Raw genomic sequence first — 21,110 nt, 5'->3', positions numbered from 1 at the left:
GGGCAAGGCGGGGCTGCGGACGGCTGGGTTAGAACTTGACCTCTGTGGCGGCCATCTTGACCGGGTCGGTCAGTTCGGTGGGCAGGTGGGTGAACTTCTTCACCAGACCGGGCCAGAGCAGGTTGTAGTACAGCTCGGCACGCACCAGGGCGACCCCCTGAGCGGGGATGGCGTAGTTCAGCACGCGGGTCTCGAACGGCTTGAGACGGGTGTCCGGGCCCAGCTTGGTGGCCACCGGCGGCAGGGCAAACTTGCCCTCGTCGTCTTGCAGCATGTTCCACAGGTAGGCCTGGGGGTCTTCCTTGGCCGGATGGCCCTTGGCGTTCTGCCAGACCACCTCGCCACTGGCATCGTAGGCGGTCAGTTTGAGGAAGATGTTGCGGAACGGGGCACCGGTGGGCAGGTTGTGGGGCAGCTTGTTCTGCAGCGACACGGCGGCCTTGATGGCATCGCCCTCGGCCTTGGCATCCAGGGTCATGAGCACAGAGCGCTTGAGCATGGCCGGGTCGTGTCCGCCGCCCATGCTGTGGTCGGCCATGCCGTTGGCGATGGGCATGTGGCAGGCGAGACAGTCCACCTTACTGCCGCTGGCGACGTATTCATCACCTGTGGCGCACAGGGGCACGCCCTTGCCGTTGGGACGCTGATCGTGACAGCCCATGCAGGCATCGGAGGTCTTCATCTGCTGGCCGTTCTGCTCCATGCTCAGGGCCGGGATCTGCTTGCCGTCCAGTTCTACCGGCTCGCCCAGATGGGGATTGGGCTTTTGATCGCCATCTCCGGCCAGGGCACCGCCGAACAGGTCATCGCTGGCAGCCTTCATCTTGTCCAGGGCGGAACCGGCACCGGCCGGGGCCTGGATGCTGTCTTTCAGTTCATAGGCCTTGATGCCCAGACGCAGCTTGCCATCGGCGGTCTTGACCCCCTTGAAGTTGCTCAGGGTATGACAGGCGACGCAGTTGACGCCCTCGTGATAGGCGGGCATGGCGTCCAGCTTGGTCTTGCCGTCACGCGCCGCATTGGGGGCGTGGCAGTTGAGGCAGACGGGATATTTACCGTTCTTCATCTTCACCCCTTCCTGGGTGGGATCGCCAACGACTTTTTTGTAGAAGGTGCCGTGGATGGGGTCGGTCAGGGCGTTGCTGTTGCCGTGCATGGAGCCCTTCCACTGTTTGTAGATCTCCTTGTGGCACAGCTTGCAGGTCTCTGAGCTGACGTGGTGCATCGGCTCCTCGGCGGCCTGGGCCTGTACCCCGAGCAGGGCCACCAGCAGTGGCAGCGCAAGCAATAGTTTTGCTATGCAATGTGAATGAATTTGCTTGGTCATTCCGGTCATACCTGATACCCCTTGATCTGATTGAATTGGACGCCATGCCATGGATCGAGCATGTACTTCAGAATATTCTAATTTAATTATATCCCGCTCTTTTTGATCTTGTTTTTTAGGACAGCCTGATCTTATCGCGGTTGAAATTGGCAACGCAAGCGTTAAAAGGCCGCAACCGAAAGACCCCACATAGGGGGGAGGACAATTGACAGGAAAACTATCAGAAAATTATCCGTGCTCGGGGCTCACGACCTTGACCCCTGGACCCGGATCTCTACCCCTTCCCGACACAGGGCCAACACAAAAAAGCGGACAAGTCCCTCGCTTTGGCGTATGCTGCGCGGCTTCGAGTGCTCACCCGGTTGGCACTCGGCTCGGCCTTTGGGCCGTTGCGAACAATCTCCCTGGCTTGTGTTCCGCCTGCTTTCCATGGCCTGCGAACCTTCCCCCTTGGACCATCCCTTTTTCGCCCTGACCGGAGCCTGGCCGCCGATGCGCCGCAGGTTGGGCACCCTCCTGGAGCTATCTCTCTGATGTCATTTTCCGACCTCGGCCTCTCGGCCGAACTTGTGCGCGCTGTTACCGAACAGGGCTACACCACCCCTACGCCCATCCAAAGTCAGGCCATCCCCATCATCCTGCAGGGCAAAGACCTGCTGGCCGGGGCCCAGACCGGCACCGGCAAGACCGCAGGTTTCACCCTGCCCCTGTTGCAACGCCTGCACAGTAACCCGCTGGAGATGGAGCCGAAACGGCCGCTGCGCTGCCTGATCCTGACCCCGACCCGGGAACTGGCTGCCCAGGTGGGCGAGAGCGTGGCCAATTACGGCCGCCACCTGCTGCTGAAATCCACCGTGGTCTTTGGTGGCGTGAAGATCAATCCGCAGATCAAACAATTGCGTGAGGGCGTCGATATCCTCGTGGCCACCCCAGGGCGCCTGCTGGACCACGTCAGCCAGAATACGGTCAAACTCAACCAGGTGGAGATCCTGGTGCTGGACGAGGCGGATCGGATGCTCGACATGGGCTTCATCCACGATATCCGCAAGGTGCTCAGGCTGTTGCCAAGCAACGCCACGCGCCAGAATCTGCTGTTTTCCGCCACCTTCTCGGACGACATCCGCAAGCTGGCCGAGGGCCTGCTCGACCACCCCGAGTTCATCCAGGTGACCCCACGCAACACCACCGCCGAGCGCATCGCCCAGACCGTGCACCCGGTGGACCGGGAGCGCAAGCGGGAGATGCTCAGCGAGATGATCGGCAAGGGTAATTGGCGTCAGGTGCTGGTATTTACCCGCACCAAGCACGGTGCCAACCGCCTGGCCAAGCAACTGGAGCAGGACGGCCTGAGTGCCGCCGCGATCCACGGCAACAAGAGCCAGGGGGCGCGTACCAAGGCCCTGGCCGGGTTCAAGAGCGGTGATATCCGCGTCCTGGTGGCCACCGACATCGCCGCCCGTGGCCTGGATATAGATCAGCTGCCCCATGTGGTGAACTTTGAGCTGCCCAATGTGCCCGAGGACTATGTACACCGCATCGGCCGCACCGGCCGGGCGGGCAATCAGGGCGAGGCCATCTCCCTGGTCTGCGTGGATGAACACCGGCTGCTGCGCGACATAGAACGCCTGCTCAAGCGCGACCTGCCCAGGGTGCAGCTGGCCGGCTACGAGCCGGACCCCAGCATCAGGCCAGAGCCCATCCAGCAAGGCCGCCAGGGCCGAAACAACGCCGCCCGTGGTAACACCTCAGGTGGCAATAACGGCCGTAATGGGACTGCCGCGCGTCCGCGAAACGGGCACCACACCGATGCGCAACAACCGGGCCGCTCCGGCACGCGATCAGATGGCAACCGCTCGCGCCCGGCGCAAGCCGAACCCGGCGCGGTCCACAAGCCGCGCCGCTCGGGTCCGACCCAGACGCAAAACCGGGGTCGGGGCAAGCCGGGGGCACACCGCCCTGCCTTGCTGGGCAGGAACTGAGTAAGGGAGGGATTGGGGCGAAGGCCCCCTGGATTGGCGGCCAGGCAGGGCCGCCTGCTGTTCAGCGAAGGCATGGGAGCATTACCCATTTGTTCCAGCCCAAGCTGGACATTCCCCACCGCATCAGTAGGGTAGGCCTGGCGGGAACGGGCTTGCCTTGTGGGAGCGGGCTTGCCCGCGATTCTAAAAAACGCCCGAAGGGCTCATGACTTCAAACTTCAAACTTTTTAACCTAAAAAGAGCATTTGGCCACAGAGCCACAGACGACTCCATGGACGGAGGAGGTAGGTCATGCCAAACCGATGACTGGATCATCGGTGGCCCTGGAGTCGTCTGTGTCTCTGTGGCTTAACTGAGGAATATAGGTTTAAGCGGCCAAGGCCGCTCCTATAGCCTTGGGCTTGCCGGTGGATGATCGGGGTAGGACAGGCAGGCACTGTTCCGGTTCAGGCTGCGGCGCGGATGCCGTGTACCCGGTAGAGCAATTCCGCCTCGCTGCGGGACAGGCCCAGCTCGTCCATCAGGCGCTGTACGCTGGCCCCCTGATGCACCAGATAGATGGCCTCGCCGTAGGGCTGCTCCTGACTGCGCTGGGCCTGCTCCTGTTCGCGCTCCTGCTGCCATTCCTGCTGTATCTGCTGAAACTCGTCCATCTGTTCGCGCCATTGGCGCATGTCGCCCTCGATGATATTGAGGCGCCGGTTCATGCCCGAGCCGGTATCACACTGGGCGCTGAGGTTGCCGGTCAAGGTGCGCATTTCCCGCTTGAGACTGACCAGCTCGCGCTCCTGACGGTGGATCAGGTTCTGCAGATAGATCAGCCCAAGAAAGGAAATCAGGGCAAATGAGGCAAAGGCCAGCCAATAAATTGTCATTTCTGTACCTATCTAACGATCTTTTACCGCTTGAGGGTCGGGGTTCGGCTTGTTGTTCATGCAACACAGGCCACTAAAAACTACCCAAATCGGCCCATTCCTCATCACTGAGCAGCTTGTTGATATCCACCACAATAAGCAGATTGCCCTTGTGCGTGTGGACCCCCTGGATATAGCGGGCGGTCTCTTCATTGCCCACATTGGGGGCGACGTCGATCTCCGACTCGCGCAGCTCCACCACCTCGGCGACGCTGTCCACCAGTATGCCGACCACCTGACCCTCGCCCTCGATAATGACGATGCGGCTGTTGTCGGTCACCTCGCCGGGGTTGAGGCCGAAGCGGTTGCGGGTATCTATGACGGTGACCACGTTGCCGCGCAGATTGATGATGCCCAGCACATACGGGGGGGAACCGGGCACCGGGGCGATCTCGGTAACACGCAGCACTTCCTGCACCTGCATGACGTTGACGCCGTAGGTCTCTTCCTCCAGCTTGAAGGTGACCAGCTGAATGGTGAAATCATTGGATTGATCATGGCCTGCCGAGCTCATAATGGTGTTCCTGTGTAAGGTTAAGGACTGTTCTTGTTGTCAATTTCTGGACGCCTGGCGATGACCTACCGGGGTATCCGCCTTTGCTGACAGAAAATGCACAGAACGTGCCACTTTGCGCCCACTACCCTGTCTCCAGCCTGTCCAGCAGGGCCTGGGTGTCGATCAGCGGACAGAGCTGTTCGCGCAAAGTGCCCATCATCCAGGGGCGATCCCTGCGTTGTTGGCGCCACTTTACCTGATCCGGGTTGATCGTCTGCGGGCGAAAGATCTCGGTGCAGAGCAGGCCGAAGCGGCCCTCGCCCAGGATCACCACAAAGGGGCTCGGCCCAGTGGCGGGCGCGCCGGTGAGCAATACACCCAGATCGACCAGGCCGATGCGCTGCTGCCGATGCAGCAACAGGCCAGCATGCCAGGCCGGTTGACCGGGCAGCGTGGCCGGGGCACGGGTCTGTTTGACGATGCTGTGCAGGGTCACCAGGGGGATGGCGAAGTCGTTGCCCGAAGCACGGAATAGCAGGCACTGAAAGGGCTGCTCGGCATAGGCGGGCAAGGGCGTCGAAATCTCGACACGGGTTTCTATCTCGCTGTCCTCCACCCGCTCGGTCAGCGGCACCTCCAGCGCCACCTGCGGCAGGGCCACAACCGCCGGCGTCAGCACATCAGGTGGCCTCAAGGCCGTCTGCTGCCCCTGCTGCTCCTCTTGCTCCTGTCGCTGCCGGGCCAGGGCCTCCTGCCGGGGGTGATACTCCCGCACCGGCTCCAGCAGGGTCTCAAGAAACTCATCGATTGCCTGGGCCGGCCCGTGCAAGGCCCCTGGTGCGGGTTGCGTCTGCCGTTGCGGCGCGGATTTGTTCAAGCCAAGTACCTCAATTCAAAGCAGAAGACAGACTTTTGTGTCGCTGCGCGATCTTATACCCTCTATCCCCTGTCCCCTGTCCCCTGTCATCTGTCCTCTGCCCCCTGATCCGTAAAATCCCTTTTGCCTATGCCCAGCAGCCAAAGCAGCAGAAAATAGCTGCCACCACCGGCACCGACCAGCAGCAGCAGGCCCCAGATGCGTTGCTCACGCTCTATTTCGACCCAATCACCCACTTCCTTAGCGCCAAACCAGAGCAGCAGGCCCATCAGCAGGGTGGCCAGCAGGACGCGGCCGATACGCTCGCGCCAGCCGGGCAGGGGCAGATAGACCTGGGCCAGACGCAGGCCTCGGTAGAGCAGAAAGGCATTTAACATGCCAGAAAGACTGGTAGCCAAGGCCAGCCCGGCGTGGGCCAGGGGGAACACCAGCAGTATATTCAGCAGCATATTCACTGCCATGGCCTTGATGGCGATCTTCACCGGGGTCTTGGTGTCCTGTCGGGCATAGTAGCCGGTGGCCAGCACCTTGATGGCGATAAAGGCGAGCAGGCCCAGGGCATAGGCCATCAGGCTGCGCTGGGTCATGGCCACATCGGCCGGGGTGAACACCGCCGACTGGAACAGGGTGGCGATGATCGGCTCGGCTAACAGGACCAGGCCGACGCTGGCCGGCAGGCCCAGCAGCAGCACCCAGCGCAGGCCCCAGTCGATGGCGCGGGAGAAGCCCTCGGGCGAGGCCTCGGCATGGCGGTGGGACAGATTGGGCAGGATCACCGTGCCCAGGGCCACGCCGATGATGCCCAGGGGGAACTCCATCAGTCGATCCGAATAATACAGCCAGGAGATGGAGCCGCTGATCAGAAAGGAGGCGATCAGGGTATCCAGCAGCAGGCTGATCTGGGTCACCGACACCCCAAACAGGGCCGGTAGCATCAGGCGCAGGATACGCCGCACCCCCTCATCGCGAAAATTCACCCGGAGCCGGGGTACCAGCCTCAGCTTGTTGAGAAAGGGCAGCTGAAAGGTCAGCTGGGCGATGCCGGCAATCAGCACCCCCCAGGCCAGGGCGACGATGGGCTCCTGCATCCTCGGCGCCAGCCAGAGGGCGCAGCCGATCAGGGACAGGTTGAGCAACACCGGGGTAAAGGCCGGTATGGCAAAGCGGTTATAGGCATTGAGTATGCCGCCGGCAAAGGCGGTGAGGGAGATGAACAACAGGTAGGGGAAGGTCAGGCGCAGCATCTGTCCGGCCAGCTCCAGCTTGCCGGGGTCATCGGCAAAACCGGGGGCGAACACCATCACCAGCAGGGGCGCGCCGGCCACCCCAACCAGGGTCACCCCGAGCAACACCAGCCCCAGGCTGCCGCCCACCGTATCGACAAAGGCCTTCAGCTCGGCGAAGGAGCGCTTGACCTTGTATTCGCTGAGCACCGGCACGAAGGCGGTGGCGAAGGCCCCCTCGGCGAACAGGCGGCGCATGAAGTTGGGGATCTTGAAGGCGACGAAGAAGGCATCGGTGTGGCTGTTGGCGCCAAACACATGGGCCAACACCAGGTCACGCACAAAGCCCAGCACCCGGGACACCAGGGTGTTGCTGCTGACCTTGGCCAGGGCGCGGATCAGGCTCAAGGGCGGGGTCTCTGACTTAGCGCCTGGCTTGGATTGGCAGTCACCTCAGCGACCGGATGGTCGTAGCCCGGATGAAGTGCAACGGAATCCGGGGTGGCCCCTGGGTAGGCGCTCCTGTGTTGGGCAAGGCCTCCCGGATTCCGCTTCGCTGCATCCGGGCTACGGGCTGGAGCAGAGAAAACCCCGTCCGAGCCAGCGCTCGGAGCCCCCAGGGCTGGCCGCTGGCTCAGGCCAGCCACTGCTGCAACTCCTCGGCAAAGGCCTGGGTCAGATCGGCCAGCTGGCGCAGTTGGTCGAAGCACTGGGGCTGCTCGGCGCGGGCCGCCTGCTCTGTGGCCAGGGCCAGTTCCACCAGTCTGGGGGCGGGGATATTGCCGCCGACATTCTTCAGCAGATGGGCCTGGAAGGCACAACTGGCGTAATCCTCTCCCTCGGCGAGCTGGCGCAGGGTCTCGGGCAGCGGCTCTACCTGATCCAGGGCGATGCGCACCAGCTTGGCCTGCAGGCCCTCGCGCTTGGCATACTTGGCCTTGACCTGGGCCCAGTCGATCAGACCCTGATCGGGCGTGGCCTGCAGCCCTTCCGCTTCAGCCACGGATGCTGGCAAGCCAGCCCCGAATCCAACGTCCTGAGTCGCGCCGCCCTCGACAGCTGCCTGATTCTCCGCCCCCTGATCGTTACCGTGAAACATCCGTGGCAAATTTCGAGTCCCGCGTCCCGCGTCCCGAGTCCCGGAGCCGCCAACAGATGTTTCAGGTTCCGGGGTGGCGCTGTCCGCCCCATGTCCGTTAGGTCGGCAATGCCGAATCAGGGCCTCCATCAGCACCTCCTCCTCGATCGGCTTGGTGACGTGATCCACCATGCCCACGGCCAGGCAGTGCTCCCGCTCCTCCTTCAGGGCATGGGCGGTGAGACCGATGATGGGCAGGTCCGGGGCAATGGTGCGGATACGCTTGCTGGCCTGATAGCCGTCCATGATGGGCATCTGTATGTCCATCAGCACGGCATCGAAGGCCTTGGCCCCTTCGCGGGCGATGGTGCCCAGGGCCTGCATGCCGTTCTCGGCAAACACCACCTCGGCCCCGGCGTGCTCCAGCATGTCTTGCAGGATAAAGCGATTGATCTCCACGTCTTCCGCCGCCAACAGGCGCAGCCCGGCCAGGCGCGATGCGGCCGGACCCTGGGCATGTTCCACGGCGGGCATGGCCTCGGGCTCGGCCTGTTGCAGGGGCAGATTGAGGGTAAAACAGGAGCCCTGGTCCGGTGCGCTCTCCACCCGGATATCACCGCCCATCAACTGCGCCAGATTGCGACTGATGGACAGGCCCAGCCCGGTGCCGCCGTAGAGCCGGGTGGTGGAGCTGTCCGCCTGCTCGAAGGAGCGGAACAGGCGCGCGCGTTGGGTCTCGGTCATACCGATGCCGGTATCGCGCACCTGAAACAGGGTCTCATCGCCCTGGCGCTGGATGCTCAGGCCGACCTCGCCGCGCTCGGTGAACTTGATGGCGTTACCCAGCAGGTTGAGCAGGATCTGGTTGAGCCGGTGGGGGTCGCCTCGTACCCAGGCAGGCTGCTGGCGGTCCATCTCCAGCTTCAGTTGCAGGCCCCGGCTTTGCACCTTGGGCCGCATCAGCTCCAACAGGTGATCGACCAGCTTGGGCAGCTGGTAGGGGATCCACTCCAACTGCATCTGACCGCTTTCGATACGGGAGAAGTCCAGGATATCGTTGATCACCTTGAGCAGATGGTCGCCGGACTCCAGGATCTGCTCGAACACATCGCCCACCTGACGGTCGAGATTGTCCCGCGCCCCCATCCGCGCCAGGCCCAGCACGGCCCCCAGCGGGGTGCGTATCTCATGGCTCATATTGGCCAGGAAGTTGCTCTTGGCCTGGCTGGCCTGCTCGGCCTGCTCCTTGGCCTGCTTCAACTCACGGGTGCGCTCGGCCACCAGGGCCTCCAGGTTGCGGTTCAGCTCCTGCAACTGGCGCTGCTGGTTGAGCCGCTCGGTGATGTCCCGCGAGGAGGCAAACAGCAGGCACTCGTCGCCCACCTTGAGGGCATTGACATTGACCTCCACATCCAGATAGCTGCCATCGGCACGGCGGTGACGGCTTTCAAACAGGAGCATCTTGCGTTCATTGACCAACTCATCGCGCTTGTGGGCAAAGTTGGCCCCGACCATGACCGGATCCCAGTCGGATACGTGCAGCCTGCCGATGGCATCCTGACCATGGCCGATCATGTTGAGAAAGGCGTCATTCGCCTCCACCAGCAGGCCCTGGGTATTGATCACATGGATGCCGTCGCTGGCGGTCTGCAAAAAGGCCTGCAAGCGCAGGCGCTCCTGCTCCAGGGCCTGCTGGGTACGGCTGGCTTCGGTGATGTCCCGGTCGGTACCGTGATAGCCCAGCAGGTTCCCCGCCTGATCCAGGATGGGCAGGCCGCTGGTCAGCACCACCAGCTCGCGCCCGTCCTTGTGAAGATTGATGTTCTTCAACTCCTGGAAGGCCTGCTTGTGGCTGTAGTAGTGGGCGAACAAGGCCCGCACCCGCTCCGCCTCCCCCGCGGGCATGAGTTCAAAGGGGCTGCGCCCGAGCAACTCCTCCGGGGCATAGCCCAGCACCGCCTCGATACCGGGGCTGAGGTAGCTGTAGCGGCCCTCGGCGTCGATCTCCCAGACCCAGTCGGTCAGGTTCTCGGTGAGGTCGCGAAAGCGCCGCTCGCTTAGCTGCAAGGCCAGCTCGGCCTGCTTGCGCCGGTCGATGTCCTCGATCACCGAGACGAAATAATCCGGCGTGCGCTCCGGGGTCCAGATCAGGGCGACGGTGAGATTGACCCAGACCCGAGAGCCGTCCTTGCGGATGTAACGCTTCTCCATGCTGTAGCTGTCGATGGTGCCGGTAAGCATGCGCTGAATCTGGTCCAGATCGGCATCCAGGTCATCGGGGTGGGTGATCTCGTGAAAGGTCTTGCCGAGCAGTTCTTTCTCGCTGTAGCCCAGGATGGCGCAGAGCTTGCGATTGACCCGCAGCCAGTTACCGTCCGGGTCCACATGGGCCAGGCCCACGGCAGCCTGATCGAAGGTGGCCTGAAAGCGCCGCTCGCTCTCCTGCAGGCGCAGATAATCATCGGCATAGGCGTCCTGCGCCCTGCCCTTGCGCTCGGTGGCAAGGATATGGTGTTCAAGATTGTCTTCATCCGTCTGCCTGGGGTCCGGGCTGGGCCCTTGATCACGGATATCAGTCGGCTCCTGGGGCATGGCTCTGGGTCTTTCCAACGCGTGAGAGATCAGACGGCTACTTTACCGCAAAACCCGCAGTTTAGTGCCCCTGGCGCAAGGACAAGGAATGGGCCACCCGGAATCGCTTTGGCTGAGCCTTGTTTGGGGGCTAGAATCATGCCTGAGTGCCAAGCGAACGCCAAACAAGGAATCCCATCATGTTCGATGACAATCTATTTGACGAATGGCTGGATGCTCAGTCCAGGCAGATCTTTACCCGTCTGACGGCGGGAGAGGCGCTGCGGCCGGAAGAAATGATCATCCTGGTATTAAAGGCGCAGACCAACCACTTCGCCCACCTCGATCAAGACCTGCGGCAGGAAATGATTCAGTTACGGACGGACATGGATAAACGTTTTGAGCAGGTGGACAAACGCTTTGAGCAGGTGGAAAAACGTTTTGAACAAGTAGATAAGCGCTTCGAACAAGTGGACAAACGTTTCGATGAGATCATCCGGCGCATGGACCGCTTCATGTTCTGGTCATTGGGCATCACCGTGGCCGCCGCCGTTTTTGTGGTCAATTATCTGAAGTAGCTGTCAACCCAACGGATAGCCCCCAAAGGGAAGGCTGTACCTCAAATCCCCCTCAATCCCCCTTTGATAAAGGGGGAGGCCAGCGGCAAATCCCCCCCTTTGCAAAAGGGGCCAGCGGTAAGTCCCCCCTTTGCAAAAGGGGGGGGGCTAGGGGGGATTCCCCCGTTTGAAAAAGGTGGACGTGACATCTACGTCCTGAAATTCGGCACCACCAGCTGATCGGCAATCCGCTCCGCCACCCGCAGGGCGTTGGCGTAGATGGTCCAGGTATAGGGCACGCTGCCGCCAGTGGGCATAAAAGAGGCATCAGAGACAAACAGATTCTCCGCCCCCCAGACCCGGCAGTCCGGGTCCAGCACCGAGTGGGCCGGATCCGTACCAAAGCGGCAGCCACCGGCCACCAGATTGGGTGGCGGCGCGGCGCTGACGCTGGAGCTGACCCAGTCCGCGCCCATCTCCCTGAGCACCCGCTCGCCCTGCTCGGCCAGGTAACGCCCTACCCTCAGGTCATGGGGATGGGCACCCAGGCGCACCCGCGCCACCGGCATACCCCACCTGTCCTTCAGCGCCGGGTCCAGGCGGACAAAGCAATCATCGTTGGGCAGCCAGTCATTGAATACCTCGAAGCTGAGCTTGCGGTCCTCGCTGAACCAGCGCTCCAGCTTGCGTTTCAGCGGCAGGCCCCAAAGCGGCTTGCCGTCTGCACTGGCCGCGCTGCGGGCCAGGGGAATGGCGTTGGGATGGGCCATGAGAAACTCGATGGTGCCGCCCTTGGCCGGCCCCGGCGCAAAGGCCGGATCATCGATCTCATACCAATGCTGCAAGGCGCGGTTGACAAAGGGCCCAAGCAGACGCAACTGGGCCTGTCTGACCGGGTCCAGCTTGGCGTAGGTGAAATAGCCACCACCGGCACCGCCTGCGGAGAACACCAGATTGCGCCCCAGCTGGCCCTTGTTGTTGCCCAGCCCCTGGTCGTGGGCCGGGCCTGGGCTGGCCAGCAGCAGGCGCACGCTCTCTATGGCCTGACAGGCAACGACAAACACCTGGGCCCTTACCCGCTGCGGCTGGCCCTGGGCATCCAGATACTCGGCCTCGCGCACCCGGCCTTTTGCATCGCTGATCAAGCGGCGCACCGGGCTGTTGGGGCGCAGCTGGCAACGTCCGCTGGCCAGGGCTGGCTCGATAAAGGCCACCCGAGCACTGCCCTTGGCGGCGGTATTGCAGCCGTAGCTACCGCAATAGCCGCTGTAAGAGCAGACATCGCGCCCCTGATAGGGCTGCGGCAAGATGGCCCGCGCCACCCGCACTGGGGTCAGGCCAAGCCGCTCACAGGTCTGGTCGATCCAGCTCGCCACCGGATGCTCTGCCGTCGGCGGCAGAGGGAAATCCGGGGTGGAGCGCGGCTCCAGCTGGCTGTGCGGCCGGGCCTGGCCCGATACCCCCACCAGGCTCTCGACACGGGTGAAATAGGGCTCCAGATCGGCATAATCTATGGGCCAGTCGGCCAGATTGGCCCCGGCGATAGGGCCGTATTCGCTGAGCAGGCGAAAGTCCTTGGGTTTCATGCGATGGAAAAAGCCCGACATCAGGTTGCTCGAACCGCCTACCAGGCTGCCGTTCCAGAAATCCCGCCCCGACTCGCCCGTGGGCACGGCATCCCAACCGCCCTGCCCGTCCGCATCCTCCAGCACATGCTGTTCATCGCGCAGATTGGGCGTGTAGTGGCTGCGCCGACAGCAGGCCAGCTCATCCTTGGCGAAGTCCGCCTCGCGGAACCAAGGCCCCTTCTCCAGCACCAGCACCGAATACCCCGCCTGGCTCAGGGCCCAGGCCACCGGACCGCCGCCAGCGCCGCTGCCAATCACGCAGACATCAAAATCCTGCGCCATCAGCCGAGAAACCGCGGATGAGGCCGAGTGTTACAGATCAAGTAGTGTATTTTCATCATAATAAACCGCGGATTACGCCGATTATCGCAAATTAGGACCACCCCCGGATTCCGTTACACTCCATCCGGGCTAAGGCTCTACAACCCTTGCAACCCTTTGCGCTCTTTGCGTTCCAATTTTTGGCCTCCAACCGCACAGGGTCAGGATTGGCCCGCCTTGTAGCAATTATCGCGGTTGGGCCGGGGAAAGCCTGGCCGGTGCCCCAGCCAGCGCCAACCCTGCTCATCCCGGTTACCGCCGTAGATGGGATCGCTCAGCAGGGCCTCCAGCAGATAGCTCAGGTGGCTGTTGATCCAGTTCTCCCCCGCCTCGCTCTGGGCCACCTCGGTGAGCATCTGCCCCTGTTGTTCATTGCTCAAATGAACAAAGCCCTGCCCCAGTCGCTGAACACAGAGATCCTCCAGCCAACCGGCCCCACGCAACAAAAAGGCGCGCTCTTCGGCATCCAGCTTGGTGTCCGCCACCAGCCAGCGCAGATAGCCCAGGGCATTGATCTCCCTGGCACCCGGTGATTCAGGCTCGCTGGGCAACAGGCGCTGCTGCACGGCATCGATGATGCGCCAACTATCCGCCTCGGATAGGGTCGCCTGCACGGGCAGGGGCATGAGCAAGGCCAGGCTGCCACCGGCCAGGCGCAACAAGGCCTGACGCCGGGTCAACAACTCCGAGCGCCACTGGCGTATCTGTTCCACGGGATTGGCCGCAACGGCCCTAGCTGTGCCCATAAGACCGGATTCTAACCCATGACGGGGTTGGGCTGGGGTTCATGCAGGCCATCTATCATCTGGGGTCTGGCGCACTGCGCGATTCGGCAGACTATCAGCGGGTGGACAAGGTTTGACGCAAGACCAGGCTTGGCATCCTGTATCTGTCTAACGATCATGGGGGCGGTCAACCCCCCCCTTTTGCAAAGGGGGGCGGGGGGCCTAACCACCGGAGTAGTTACAAATCACGAACTATGGCCTAACCGCCAAACTCAGCATCAACGCCCCCAGCAATCCGCTGCTGACAGCGTCGCGCCGCTGACCCCCTGACTACCGGCCTGGTTCAGGGTAAAGGTGCCGCACTTATCGCCCACCTGGGGTCCACCACTGACCGGTGCCGCCTGCAGAATAAAGGTGGCCTGGGTCGGCTGACCGCTGGCGAAGGTGATGCTGTAATAGCCCTCCGGCGAGGTCATGCCGCTGGGTACCAGACCGGTGCAGTCCGTTGCCGCATAGTTATAGCCCACCGTATAGCAGCGCTCCATGGCCTGGGCCGTATTGAGCAGGGCGCTCTTGGCATAGGCCCGGTTGGTACGCAGCACATACTCCCGGTAGCTGGGCAGGGCAATGGCGGCGAGTATGCCGATGACGGCCACGGCAATCATCAGCTCAATCAGGGTGAAGCCGACATACTTTTTAGTAGGCATCATTGCAACTGCCTCCAGGAACCACGAACCATATCTTCTTTCCCACCTCGCCCAGATTCGGTTTCTTTATAGAGAGCACCGCTACTGGTTGATCCTACCTTATATTCCTTGGCTCCATCACCGATGATAGCAGGTACTTCTGGGGGTATTGAGGGCTCATCACCATTCCCCGGCATCAGACCAACCGGCGGAACCAGCTCGCCATCTAGCTCTATCATGTCCTCTTGATCAAACTCACCATCATTGTTCAAATCAAATACCACATCCGTCAGCCTAGAACCATCTGTCGCCCTCAGTTCCATCAACCAACCACTTCCTCCATAGCCGCAAGGGTCGGGATTCGGAACCATTGTCACAAAAATTATCCTTCCATTTCTAAGTACAGGCTCGGCAACGACACGCTCGGATTCCTGGACACTGTTGTAGATCAAAGGTAGATACCAACCTTTTTCTGATCCGGTTGGAGTGATCAAGAAAGGCTCCTCTTCTGTGGAGCTGGTAACACGCAGACTGCGATCCAGACCAGTCCCCTGCCAACCAATGCTGTGCTCCAGCAGTTCACTAACCCCGCTGATAGGGCCATCCGCATCACGCAATCCGTAAAACGCCTCAATAGCAGGACTGCTGCCGATTATATTATCTCCGGTTTCGTAAAACTTGCCGGTTCCAAAGAAAACAATATAACCACCATCAGGATGTTTACCAACGGCAGGCCTACTGGTTATTGGCCTATTATCCGGCGTAGTGAACAGTGGTGCGGGATCACCGCCAGAAGACCAACTGGGTTCCCATTGGTTGCTGATAAAATTAGGATTGGTGCCATCACAACTACTACAGAAATCCACGCGCCACATATTTCCCTTAAGATCACCTGCAAAGGCATGAATAATTTGACGACTATCATTGGCCACAGTAACAGGTGCAGACAGACCGTTGCCTCCGCTAGTGTCAAGATCAATCTGCTTGATCAAGCTACCATCAGCCACATCCAAAACAAACAGACTGGCCTTACCTAAACTACTTTGGTATCCATTGCCCAGTATGACCGCCCATTCACCATTACCCATGGGTGCTATGGTTGGTCTGCCGAAGCTGTAACCCAGGTCAGCATGGCTGAACTCCCAGAGTACGTCTGTTTTGCTAAACCCCTCTGGATTGGTTATATCCAGGGCATAGATAGCCTTACCCCCAGCACCCAAACCACCAACCAACACCGTCCGCCAACCGCCTCTAGCAGCAATATAGGCGTGACCAACAAAAATATCTCCATCAACAAAATACTTGTGGTTATAGGCAGACTTACCCAACTCCGCTAAATTCGGAAATACAGCATTGGGTACATAGGCAAATAATTCTTCACCTGTCGTTGCCTTAAAAGCATGCAACATGCCATCATTACTTCCGACATAAATCATTGCGGGCGTGTCTTCAAGCGATGCTTTGAAATCGGCATATCCAGATTGAAGATCATCGGTGTAGCGATAATCGAGATTAACATCAACATACACAGGACTGGAGTTGACAATGTCGCCCAATAAAACACTGCGATCGCGGTAGTCACCACCATTGCTCACTTCTTCGCTGGAATCACCGCGCAAATAGTTCAGCAATTCCTCGGTATCATTAAGCTGGGTCTTTTGCGTACTGTTCAGCTGACTCCATTGGAAATCAATACCTGCATTGGTATCTGGGTTAAAACTTACAATTTTGCGATTAGCAGCCTCTGGTATCTGCTCAGCTGCATTCCATTTTAGGCTAAAAGGATTTTCTGCTGTGGGATCGAAACCATAAGCGATCAACTCACCACTCCAGTCCGTGCTGTCAAAGCGCGCCTGGAATACCATGGTATCTGTCTTAAGCTCTGCAGTACTGGCCGCGACCGCAGAAAAGTTACCCGTGGTTTCTTCTATGATATTTTGAAAAGCACTTTTCAGGCTTTGCACCATAGCCCCAGCCTCACCGGCAAGGAAGAAATTATCTGGACGTTTGAAACTGGCCTGACCATTTCCTCTGGAGCCAAAGGGGGTCAGGGTTTCACCATTGGTATGCCACCAAGCCTCAGGTAAAGAATCTGTGCCCCATGTGGCTGGATCAAAGTCTGCGGGCGGATTGAAACCACCGTACTTGGCTGCAAGTGCAAATTGGTTTCTAGCCATGCCTTCCAGCGAAAGCGCCTCAAGCACATCCACCCAGTAAGTGGAAACCCTTTGCGTACCATCCAAGTCAGGACGAATATCACTGGTCTTGGCATGCCAAGCCAAACCTGCCATAAAGGCTGAGTTATTACGTCCAGTAAAGTTACATTTGCTGCCAATATTGCCTATGCCTTCCATCTGACCTACTTTATTGGTCTCGGTTACCACATTGACAGTGCTATCCGATGATACCTCAGAGGGCTTACTTGGTTCATCACTGGTGCAACTACTGCCTGGAAGATTTTTATCCCTATGGGTATAAATATCCCCTATACCCAGCATCACATTGGCTTGACAACTGTGTTGCATAGGGTCAACCCAGGTAGTTATAACAGGAAATCCATCGGCCCATTTATTTTTGTCGCTGGTTGAAGCACCTGACATGCTGGTATAAGCAGACACATTACCCTGATTTTTAAGATACCTCAGACCGGCATAGTAAAGCTCGCCAACAGGATCATAACTCTTGTTGTTGTTTGTAGTCAGCTGGCCAAATTTATTCAGATAATTGATCACACCACTATTATTGATGGTAATTCCCAAAGCAGAGCTAGAAGCCGATGCATCATCGGCATCGGGGTTACTGATCGATACGCCGGTAACGGGGTCCCACTCCTGGTTTGGGTTATCCTCCACATCCATCTGAGCATTCTTCCGCGTAGGCCCAACCATTTTCTGCTGCGCCCTGAGTACGGCACCGTCTCGTTTCATATTGGAATCATTCAGGTAGCCAAAAATGCCATATCTAAGTTTGGCCGCATTTTGCTGTAGCAAGCCCTCTGGCTTATAGCCCTGACTGTATTGTTTGCAATTCCCTTCCAGCATTCCTGACACGCATACCTTAACCCTTATGCTGACTTCGTAAGCCTTGTCCTTGCTAATAGCCATAGAAGGATTGTAGGCGGTTACGCTAGTGTCAACACCACTATTATCCAACCGAAATCGCATTTTATTACCCAGTCCTTGAATACGCATTTGCAGCCAATTGGCATTAAAGGGCGTGGCACCACTGACTAGGCTTGCACCATTGCCAGACTCTGGCAATCTACGATTGGGATAAAGTCCAGTACCCCCTTGGCCATCATGGCGCGCCTTTTCCAGCCAAGTTTCCGTGGAAGTGTCCTTGACCCTATGACCGCCCGTAAGGGCCGAACGAAAAGGATCTATCGTTTGTGTAGCTGCCCAATTGAGGAAGTTTCCACTCCACTTGCCAGAGCACGTACGTGTTTCCGTGGTACTGCTGGGGTAGAAATGCCGGTCAGCCTCCGTGCTGCTGTAGCTGTAGTCGTAACACTTATAGGAATCAAAATACCCTGTGTATTCATTGTCAGGGTTATAAGCACCCAGATTCGCAACACTATTCACTGTAGGCCATTCCACTGAGGGGACTAGCAACAAATTGCCAGGAACATCAGCGCCCCCAAGAAACAAGGGGGTCTGGGAGACATCACCTGTACTTGATGGGGCGCAAGATGCAGCAGGGCCAGTCAGGGAAACCGTCGCAGCAGCACAGCGCCTATATTTGAGAAGATCATCAGCATCATTAAGAAGCGTAACCTTGCATGAGTTTGAAAATCCTCCATCAACAAAACCTGTATAAGAGGTGACTGACTCAAGATCGGGTACGTCCTCTCTCGCAATTTTCTTCCAGGAAGAATTTCTTTCTATAGTTGTCTCAATAGTAATTTCAGGGCAGCTAGCATAGGCCATTACAGACAGCAGCAATGAACAGACTATAAATGAAATAATTGATAGGTTATAAGATAGCAACTTAGGCCCAACAGTTTGTCTTGCGCTATGCATAATGTAGCTCCCGACCAGATATATTGAGATTTAGGGTGATGTTGGGGGCAGAGCAAAGGTGGATTGCAAAATGACCGACGCGCCTTCGGTGGCACCCACGCCACGGCTGGTGATGCGATAGGTATTATCAAGGCCTTCTTCAGATGGTTGCGCTTCAAAGGCAGCATCAACCACTTCATTGCTGGCACTAGCCCCTCCGCTACCACTTGGTGGATCAAGCACCTCAATGATATAAGCAGGTGCACTGGCTACCTGACTGACACTTACCGACTTGGCGGTATCCTTCTCCAGCTCGGCGTACCAATAGGTTACGCTAGATGGGCTAATCGGTGGGTCTTCTTTACTGACATCAGCAATAACATGACTTTGACTACCCACCTCTATGTCATTATTGCGAACCTCATCCTCTGCTGCTCTCAGCGCCGCCTCTGCCGCCTGAAACGCCAAATTCAGGTCCCTGCTATTACCCGCCATGCGCTCCTGCAGGCTGTTGCCCTGCACCGAGGCCAGGCCCAGCATGGTCATGATGACCAGAAAGATCAGGGTGGTGACCAGCACCATGCCCCCTTGTCGTGCAGGGGTTGGCGGGCTTGATATTTGGGGCAAATACATAGGTTGCACCTCAATTCAGTTTGTTACGGACGCCAACGGTAGATGTCACCACCTGACGCAGGCGACGGTCCTCTTTGGTTATCCCCTTCCATGAATATTTCTTGTCGGTATCCAGCAGGTTACCATTGCTGGCGAAAAGCAGGTTTATCTGAATACCATACACATCATTCCAGTCTTCTCCATCAGCTATCATTTCCTGTGTGGTTTTGTATGCATCTGGCACTGAATCCGCATCTGTATCAATGGCAAAACTGAAGAACATATCTTCTACACCATCGGCCAATTCTTCTGTAGCGCCATCTTTACCTGATCTGATCCGGTAAAGACTTGTCCTGCTGGCATCTTGAGAACCTGGTGCCAAGTAATAGGTATAGGTAATAAATGAAATTAACCTTAAAGTATCATCTTGAAATGTAGCGTCGGGATAATCCTTCAGATCATTCTCAGCAATGATACCTGCATTGCAATCTCCATAATCACCCAAGGCAAAAAGGCTTTTAGTGCAGTTCTGTATGCCATTCACCTCATTCCCATCGTTGTGATTCAAATTCTGCTTATTTGTACTTGTATTCATATATATTGCAGTGTATTTACTACAATCAGTGATCATTACGATGTCACCTTTTTCAAGATCATGATCATCTACAAGGTTTATTGTTGCTGATCCTGGGGAGGGTCCAGGACTTGTGGTTTTATACTCAGCTCCATTAGGGTCCGACATATTTAAAACCAGTACCTCACCTGCTGTAACGCCAAGGGATGCAGGTACTTCTGTTGATCCTTCTGGATAGGCTCTGGTTGCTTGGGATACATCAAAAAGGAAAGGGCTACCCGATGAATCTTGTAGAACATTTGCTATTTTAGTACCGCTGATATCACAGTCGTAATAACCCGCCATGCGCGTATCAAAGGCCATCTGCTCCACGGCAAAGCGGGCATTCTCCTGAATGCGGCCAAACTCGCTTTGAAAGCTGTAGGAGCGCTTGTTCTGCACAAAGAGGTTGCCCACCACCAGGGTGAGCAGCAGGGACAGGGCCAGGGCGACCATGATCTCCACCAGAGAGAGCCCCCCCTGATGACGCCGACCCTTGATTGGAGTTGAGGTATTCATAGCTCGGTCTCAAAGCTGAATTCTTGGAGCTTGGCATCGCCGCCCGCGGTTTCCGGGGTACAGTCCTTGTCCAGCTCATCACACCAGCGCACACTGATGGTGAAGGTATTACCCGAGCGGGCCACCGCGCCCTCGCCTGCTGGCAACCAGCAGGCCAGCAGGTTGCGCCATTCCGCCAGGTCCTGTTGCGCCAGGGTGCCGCTGGGTGCCAGGCTGGGGTTGCAGCTGGGGGCGGTGTTGGGGTAGTCGGAGTCGTAGTCGCCGTTACGCGCCGCCGCCAGATTGACGCGCATCCGGTCGGCGATGTCGTAGCTGAACTGGGTGGCCTGGGAGCGCACCCAGGCGGTGCTGTTCTGTTTCAGCGCCGTGGCCTGGAGGGCGGCCAGGCCGAGCAGGCCAACGCTGAAGATGACCAGGCTGATCAGCACCTCGATCAGGGAAAAGCCGCCAAATCGCCTCATGAGCAGGTCTCCTTGTCTGAGGCAACGCGCCCCATGCCAAGCACGGTGATGGTACGTTGCTCGGTGCCGCTACAGCCGTTGGGCTTGAGAGTAAAGGTGACCTCTTCCAGCGCCCGGCCCCTGGCCAGATAGCTGACGCTGGTCTTGGTGGCCGTGAGGGCGGTGCTGCCGGTGAGTGGCTCGAAGGCGCGCAGGACGCAGGGGGCGGTGCCACCGGCAACGCAAGGGTTGGCCTCATCCAGCACCAGCCAGCCATCGGCCCAGTTGCCGTCCGCCTGGCAGGCGGTACCGGCGGTATTGCGCGGGCACACCTTGATGTCGCGCCCGCCCTTGACGGCCTCGCTGCGGGCGTAATTGAGGGCCGCCACCAAGCTGTTGTTCTGGCTCAGGGCGCGGTTGTTGCGCGTCATGGTCTGATAGGAGGGCACCGCAATGGCCGAGACAATGCCCAGCACGGCCACCGTGACCATGAGTTCTATGAGGGTGAATGCCGACTGCTTCATATTGATTACTTGCTTTGCTACT

At 58.7% G+C, this 21,110-nt stretch carries 15 protein-coding genes and 1 pseudogene; 2 read left to right on the top strand and 14 right to left on the bottom strand.

Translation table 11 applies throughout. The annotated features are described in order from the left end of the window. Nucleotides 1-28: 28 nt before the first annotated feature. The gene (locus tag D5125_14395; GenBank protein QFY90568.1) at nt 29-1,327 is read right to left on the bottom strand and encodes a cytochrome c family protein; all 1,299 of its coding nucleotides are present in this window, start codon (nt 1,325-1,327) and stop codon (nt 29-31) included. A 533-nt stretch (nt 1,328-1,860) separates the two neighbouring features. Here D5125_14395 and D5125_14390 point away from each other — a divergent pair. After that, a complete protein-coding gene (locus tag D5125_14390) occupies nt 1,861-3,306 on the top strand; it encodes a DEAD/DEAH box helicase (protein QFY90567.1) in 1,446 nt (481 codons plus the stop codon). A 446-nt stretch (nt 3,307-3,752) separates the two neighbouring features. Here D5125_14390 and D5125_14385 read toward each other — a convergent pair whose 3' ends face one another. The 5 genes from D5125_14385 to D5125_14365 all read right to left on the bottom strand — a co-directional run bounded on the left by D5125_14385 (nt 3,753) and on the right by D5125_14365 (nt 10,486). Next, the gene (locus D5125_14385) at nt 3,753-4,181 is read right to left on the bottom strand and encodes a DUF2802 domain-containing protein (protein ID QFY90566.1); all 429 of its coding nucleotides are present in this window, start codon (nt 4,179-4,181) and stop codon (nt 3,753-3,755) included. Between the two features lie 73 nt (nt 4,182-4,254). Beyond that, nucleotides 4,255-4,734, bottom strand: coding sequence for a chemotaxis protein CheW (locus D5125_14380; protein QFY90565.1), 480 nt, complete (start codon nt 4,732-4,734; stop codon nt 4,255-4,257). Between the two features lie 124 nt (nt 4,735-4,858). After that, nucleotides 4,859-5,593 carry a chemotaxis protein CheW gene (locus D5125_14375; protein ID QFY90564.2) on the bottom strand — a complete coding sequence of 245 codons (735 nt, stop codon included), beginning with the start codon at nt 5,591-5,593 and terminating at the stop codon, nt 4,859-4,861. Between the two features lie 86 nt (nt 5,594-5,679). Further along, nucleotides 5,680-7,224: a murein biosynthesis integral membrane protein MurJ gene (gene murJ / locus D5125_14370; GenBank protein QFY91178.2), complete on the bottom strand. Its 1,545-nt coding sequence runs from the start codon at nt 7,222-7,224 to the stop codon at nt 5,680-5,682. Between the two features lie 226 nt (nt 7,225-7,450). Next, entirely contained in the window at nt 7,451-10,486 is a 3,036-nt protein-coding gene (locus tag D5125_14365) for a PAS domain S-box protein (GenBank protein QFY90563.1), read from the bottom strand. A 365-nt stretch (nt 10,487-10,851) separates the two neighbouring features. Here D5125_14365 and D5125_14360 point away from each other — a divergent pair. Further along, nucleotides 10,852-11,043 (top strand): annotated as a pseudogene (locus D5125_14360) (hypothetical protein). 188 nt (nt 11,044-11,231) lie between these two features. Here the strand turns inward: D5125_14360 and D5125_14355 are convergent. The 8 genes from D5125_14355 to D5125_14320 all read right to left on the bottom strand — a co-directional run bounded on the left by D5125_14355 (nt 11,232) and on the right by D5125_14320 (nt 21,088). After that, nucleotides 11,232-12,932: a GMC family oxidoreductase gene (locus D5125_14355; GenBank protein ID QFY90562.1), complete on the bottom strand. Its 1,701-nt coding sequence runs from the start codon at nt 12,930-12,932 to the stop codon at nt 11,232-11,234. A gap of 200 nt (nt 12,933-13,132) precedes the next feature. Continuing rightward, a complete protein-coding gene (locus D5125_14350) occupies nt 13,133-13,717 on the bottom strand; it encodes a gluconate 2-dehydrogenase subunit 3 family protein (protein QFY90561.1) in 585 nt (194 codons plus the stop codon). A gap of 257 nt (nt 13,718-13,974) precedes the next feature. Then, nucleotides 13,975-14,406: a type IV pilin protein gene (locus D5125_14345; protein ID QFY90560.1), complete on the bottom strand. Its 432-nt coding sequence runs from the start codon at nt 14,404-14,406 to the stop codon at nt 13,975-13,977. Continuing rightward, nucleotides 14,403-18,308, bottom strand: coding sequence for a pilus assembly protein PilC (locus D5125_14340; GenBank protein ID QFY90559.2), 3,906 nt, complete (start codon nt 18,306-18,308; stop codon nt 14,403-14,405). Before D5125_14340 ends, D5125_14345 begins: the two co-directional genes overlap by 4 nt. A 123-nt stretch (nt 18,309-18,431) precedes the next feature. After that, the gene (locus tag D5125_14335) at nt 18,432-18,962 is read right to left on the bottom strand and encodes a pilus assembly protein PilX (GenBank protein ID QFY90558.2); all 531 of its coding nucleotides are present in this window, start codon (nt 18,960-18,962) and stop codon (nt 18,432-18,434) included. Nucleotides 18,963-19,023: 61 nt separating this feature from the next. Further along, the gene (locus D5125_14330) at nt 19,024-20,124 is read right to left on the bottom strand and encodes a PilW family protein (protein ID QFY91177.1); all 1,101 of its coding nucleotides are present in this window, start codon (nt 20,122-20,124) and stop codon (nt 19,024-19,026) included. Continuing rightward, on the bottom strand, nt 20,121-20,585 hold the full coding sequence (gene pilV / locus D5125_14325; GenBank protein QFY90557.1) for a type IV pilus modification protein PilV: 465 nt from the start codon (nt 20,583-20,585) through the stop codon (nt 20,121-20,123). The genes D5125_14330 and pilV overlap by 4 nt, the downstream gene beginning before the upstream one ends. After that, the gene (locus D5125_14320; GenBank protein QFY91176.1) at nt 20,582-21,088 is read right to left on the bottom strand and encodes a GspH/FimT family pseudopilin; all 507 of its coding nucleotides are present in this window, start codon (nt 21,086-21,088) and stop codon (nt 20,582-20,584) included. Before D5125_14320 ends, pilV begins: the two co-directional genes overlap by 4 nt. Between the last annotated feature and the right edge of the window lie 22 nt (nt 21,089-21,110).

This window comes from gamma proteobacterium SS-5 (genome assembly GCA_009497875.2).
In the GTDB taxonomy this organism is placed as follows: Bacteria; Pseudomonadota; Gammaproteobacteria; order Chromatiales; family Chromatiaceae; genus Magnetovirga; species Magnetovirga frankeli.
The sequence above is the reverse complement of the archived record's forward strand: the minus strand, read 5'-3'. Positions and strand labels throughout refer to the sequence as shown.

Excerpts from the sequence above, each read along its gene's own strand:
- D5125_14340 (QFY90559.2), bottom strand. The coding sequence starts at position 18,308 with ATGGCCTATGCTAGCTGCCCTGAAATTACTATTGAGACAACTATAGAA.
- D5125_14330 (QFY91177.1), bottom strand. The coding sequence starts at position 20,124 with ATGAATACCTCAACTCCAATCAAGGGTCGGCGTCATCAGGGGGGGCTC.
- D5125_14355 (QFY90562.1), bottom strand. The coding sequence starts at position 12,932 with ATGGCGCAGGATTTTGATGTCTGCGTGATTGGCAGCGGCGCTGGCGGC.
- D5125_14335 (QFY90558.2), bottom strand. The coding sequence starts at position 18,962 with ATGGTGCTGGTCACCACCCTGATCTTTCTGGTCATCATGACCATGCTG.
- D5125_14345 (QFY90560.1), bottom strand. The coding sequence starts at position 14,406 with ATGATGCCTACTAAAAAGTATGTCGGCTTCACCCTGATTGAGCTGATG.
- D5125_14320 (QFY91176.1), bottom strand. The coding sequence starts at position 21,088 with ATGAAGCAGTCGGCATTCACCCTCATAGAACTCATGGTCACGGTGGCC.
- D5125_14350 (QFY90561.1), bottom strand. The coding sequence starts at position 13,717 with ATGGGCACAGCTAGGGCCGTTGCGGCCAATCCCGTGGAACAGATACGC.
- D5125_14380 (QFY90565.1), bottom strand. The coding sequence starts at position 4,734 with ATGAGCTCGGCAGGCCATGATCAATCCAATGATTTCACCATTCAGCTG.
- D5125_14395 (QFY90568.1), bottom strand. The coding sequence starts at position 1,327 with ATGACCAAGCAAATTCATTCACATTGCATAGCAAAACTATTGCTTGCG.
- D5125_14365 (QFY90563.1), bottom strand. The coding sequence starts at position 10,486 with ATGCCCCAGGAGCCGACTGATATCCGTGATCAAGGGCCCAGCCCGGAC.
- pilV (QFY90557.1), bottom strand. The coding sequence starts at position 20,585 with ATGAGGCGATTTGGCGGCTTTTCCCTGATCGAGGTGCTGATCAGCCTG.
- D5125_14390 (QFY90567.1), top strand. The coding sequence starts at position 1,861 with ATGTCATTTTCCGACCTCGGCCTCTCGGCCGAACTTGTGCGCGCTGTT.
- D5125_14385 (QFY90566.1), bottom strand. The coding sequence starts at position 4,181 with ATGACAATTTATTGGCTGGCCTTTGCCTCATTTGCCCTGATTTCCTTT.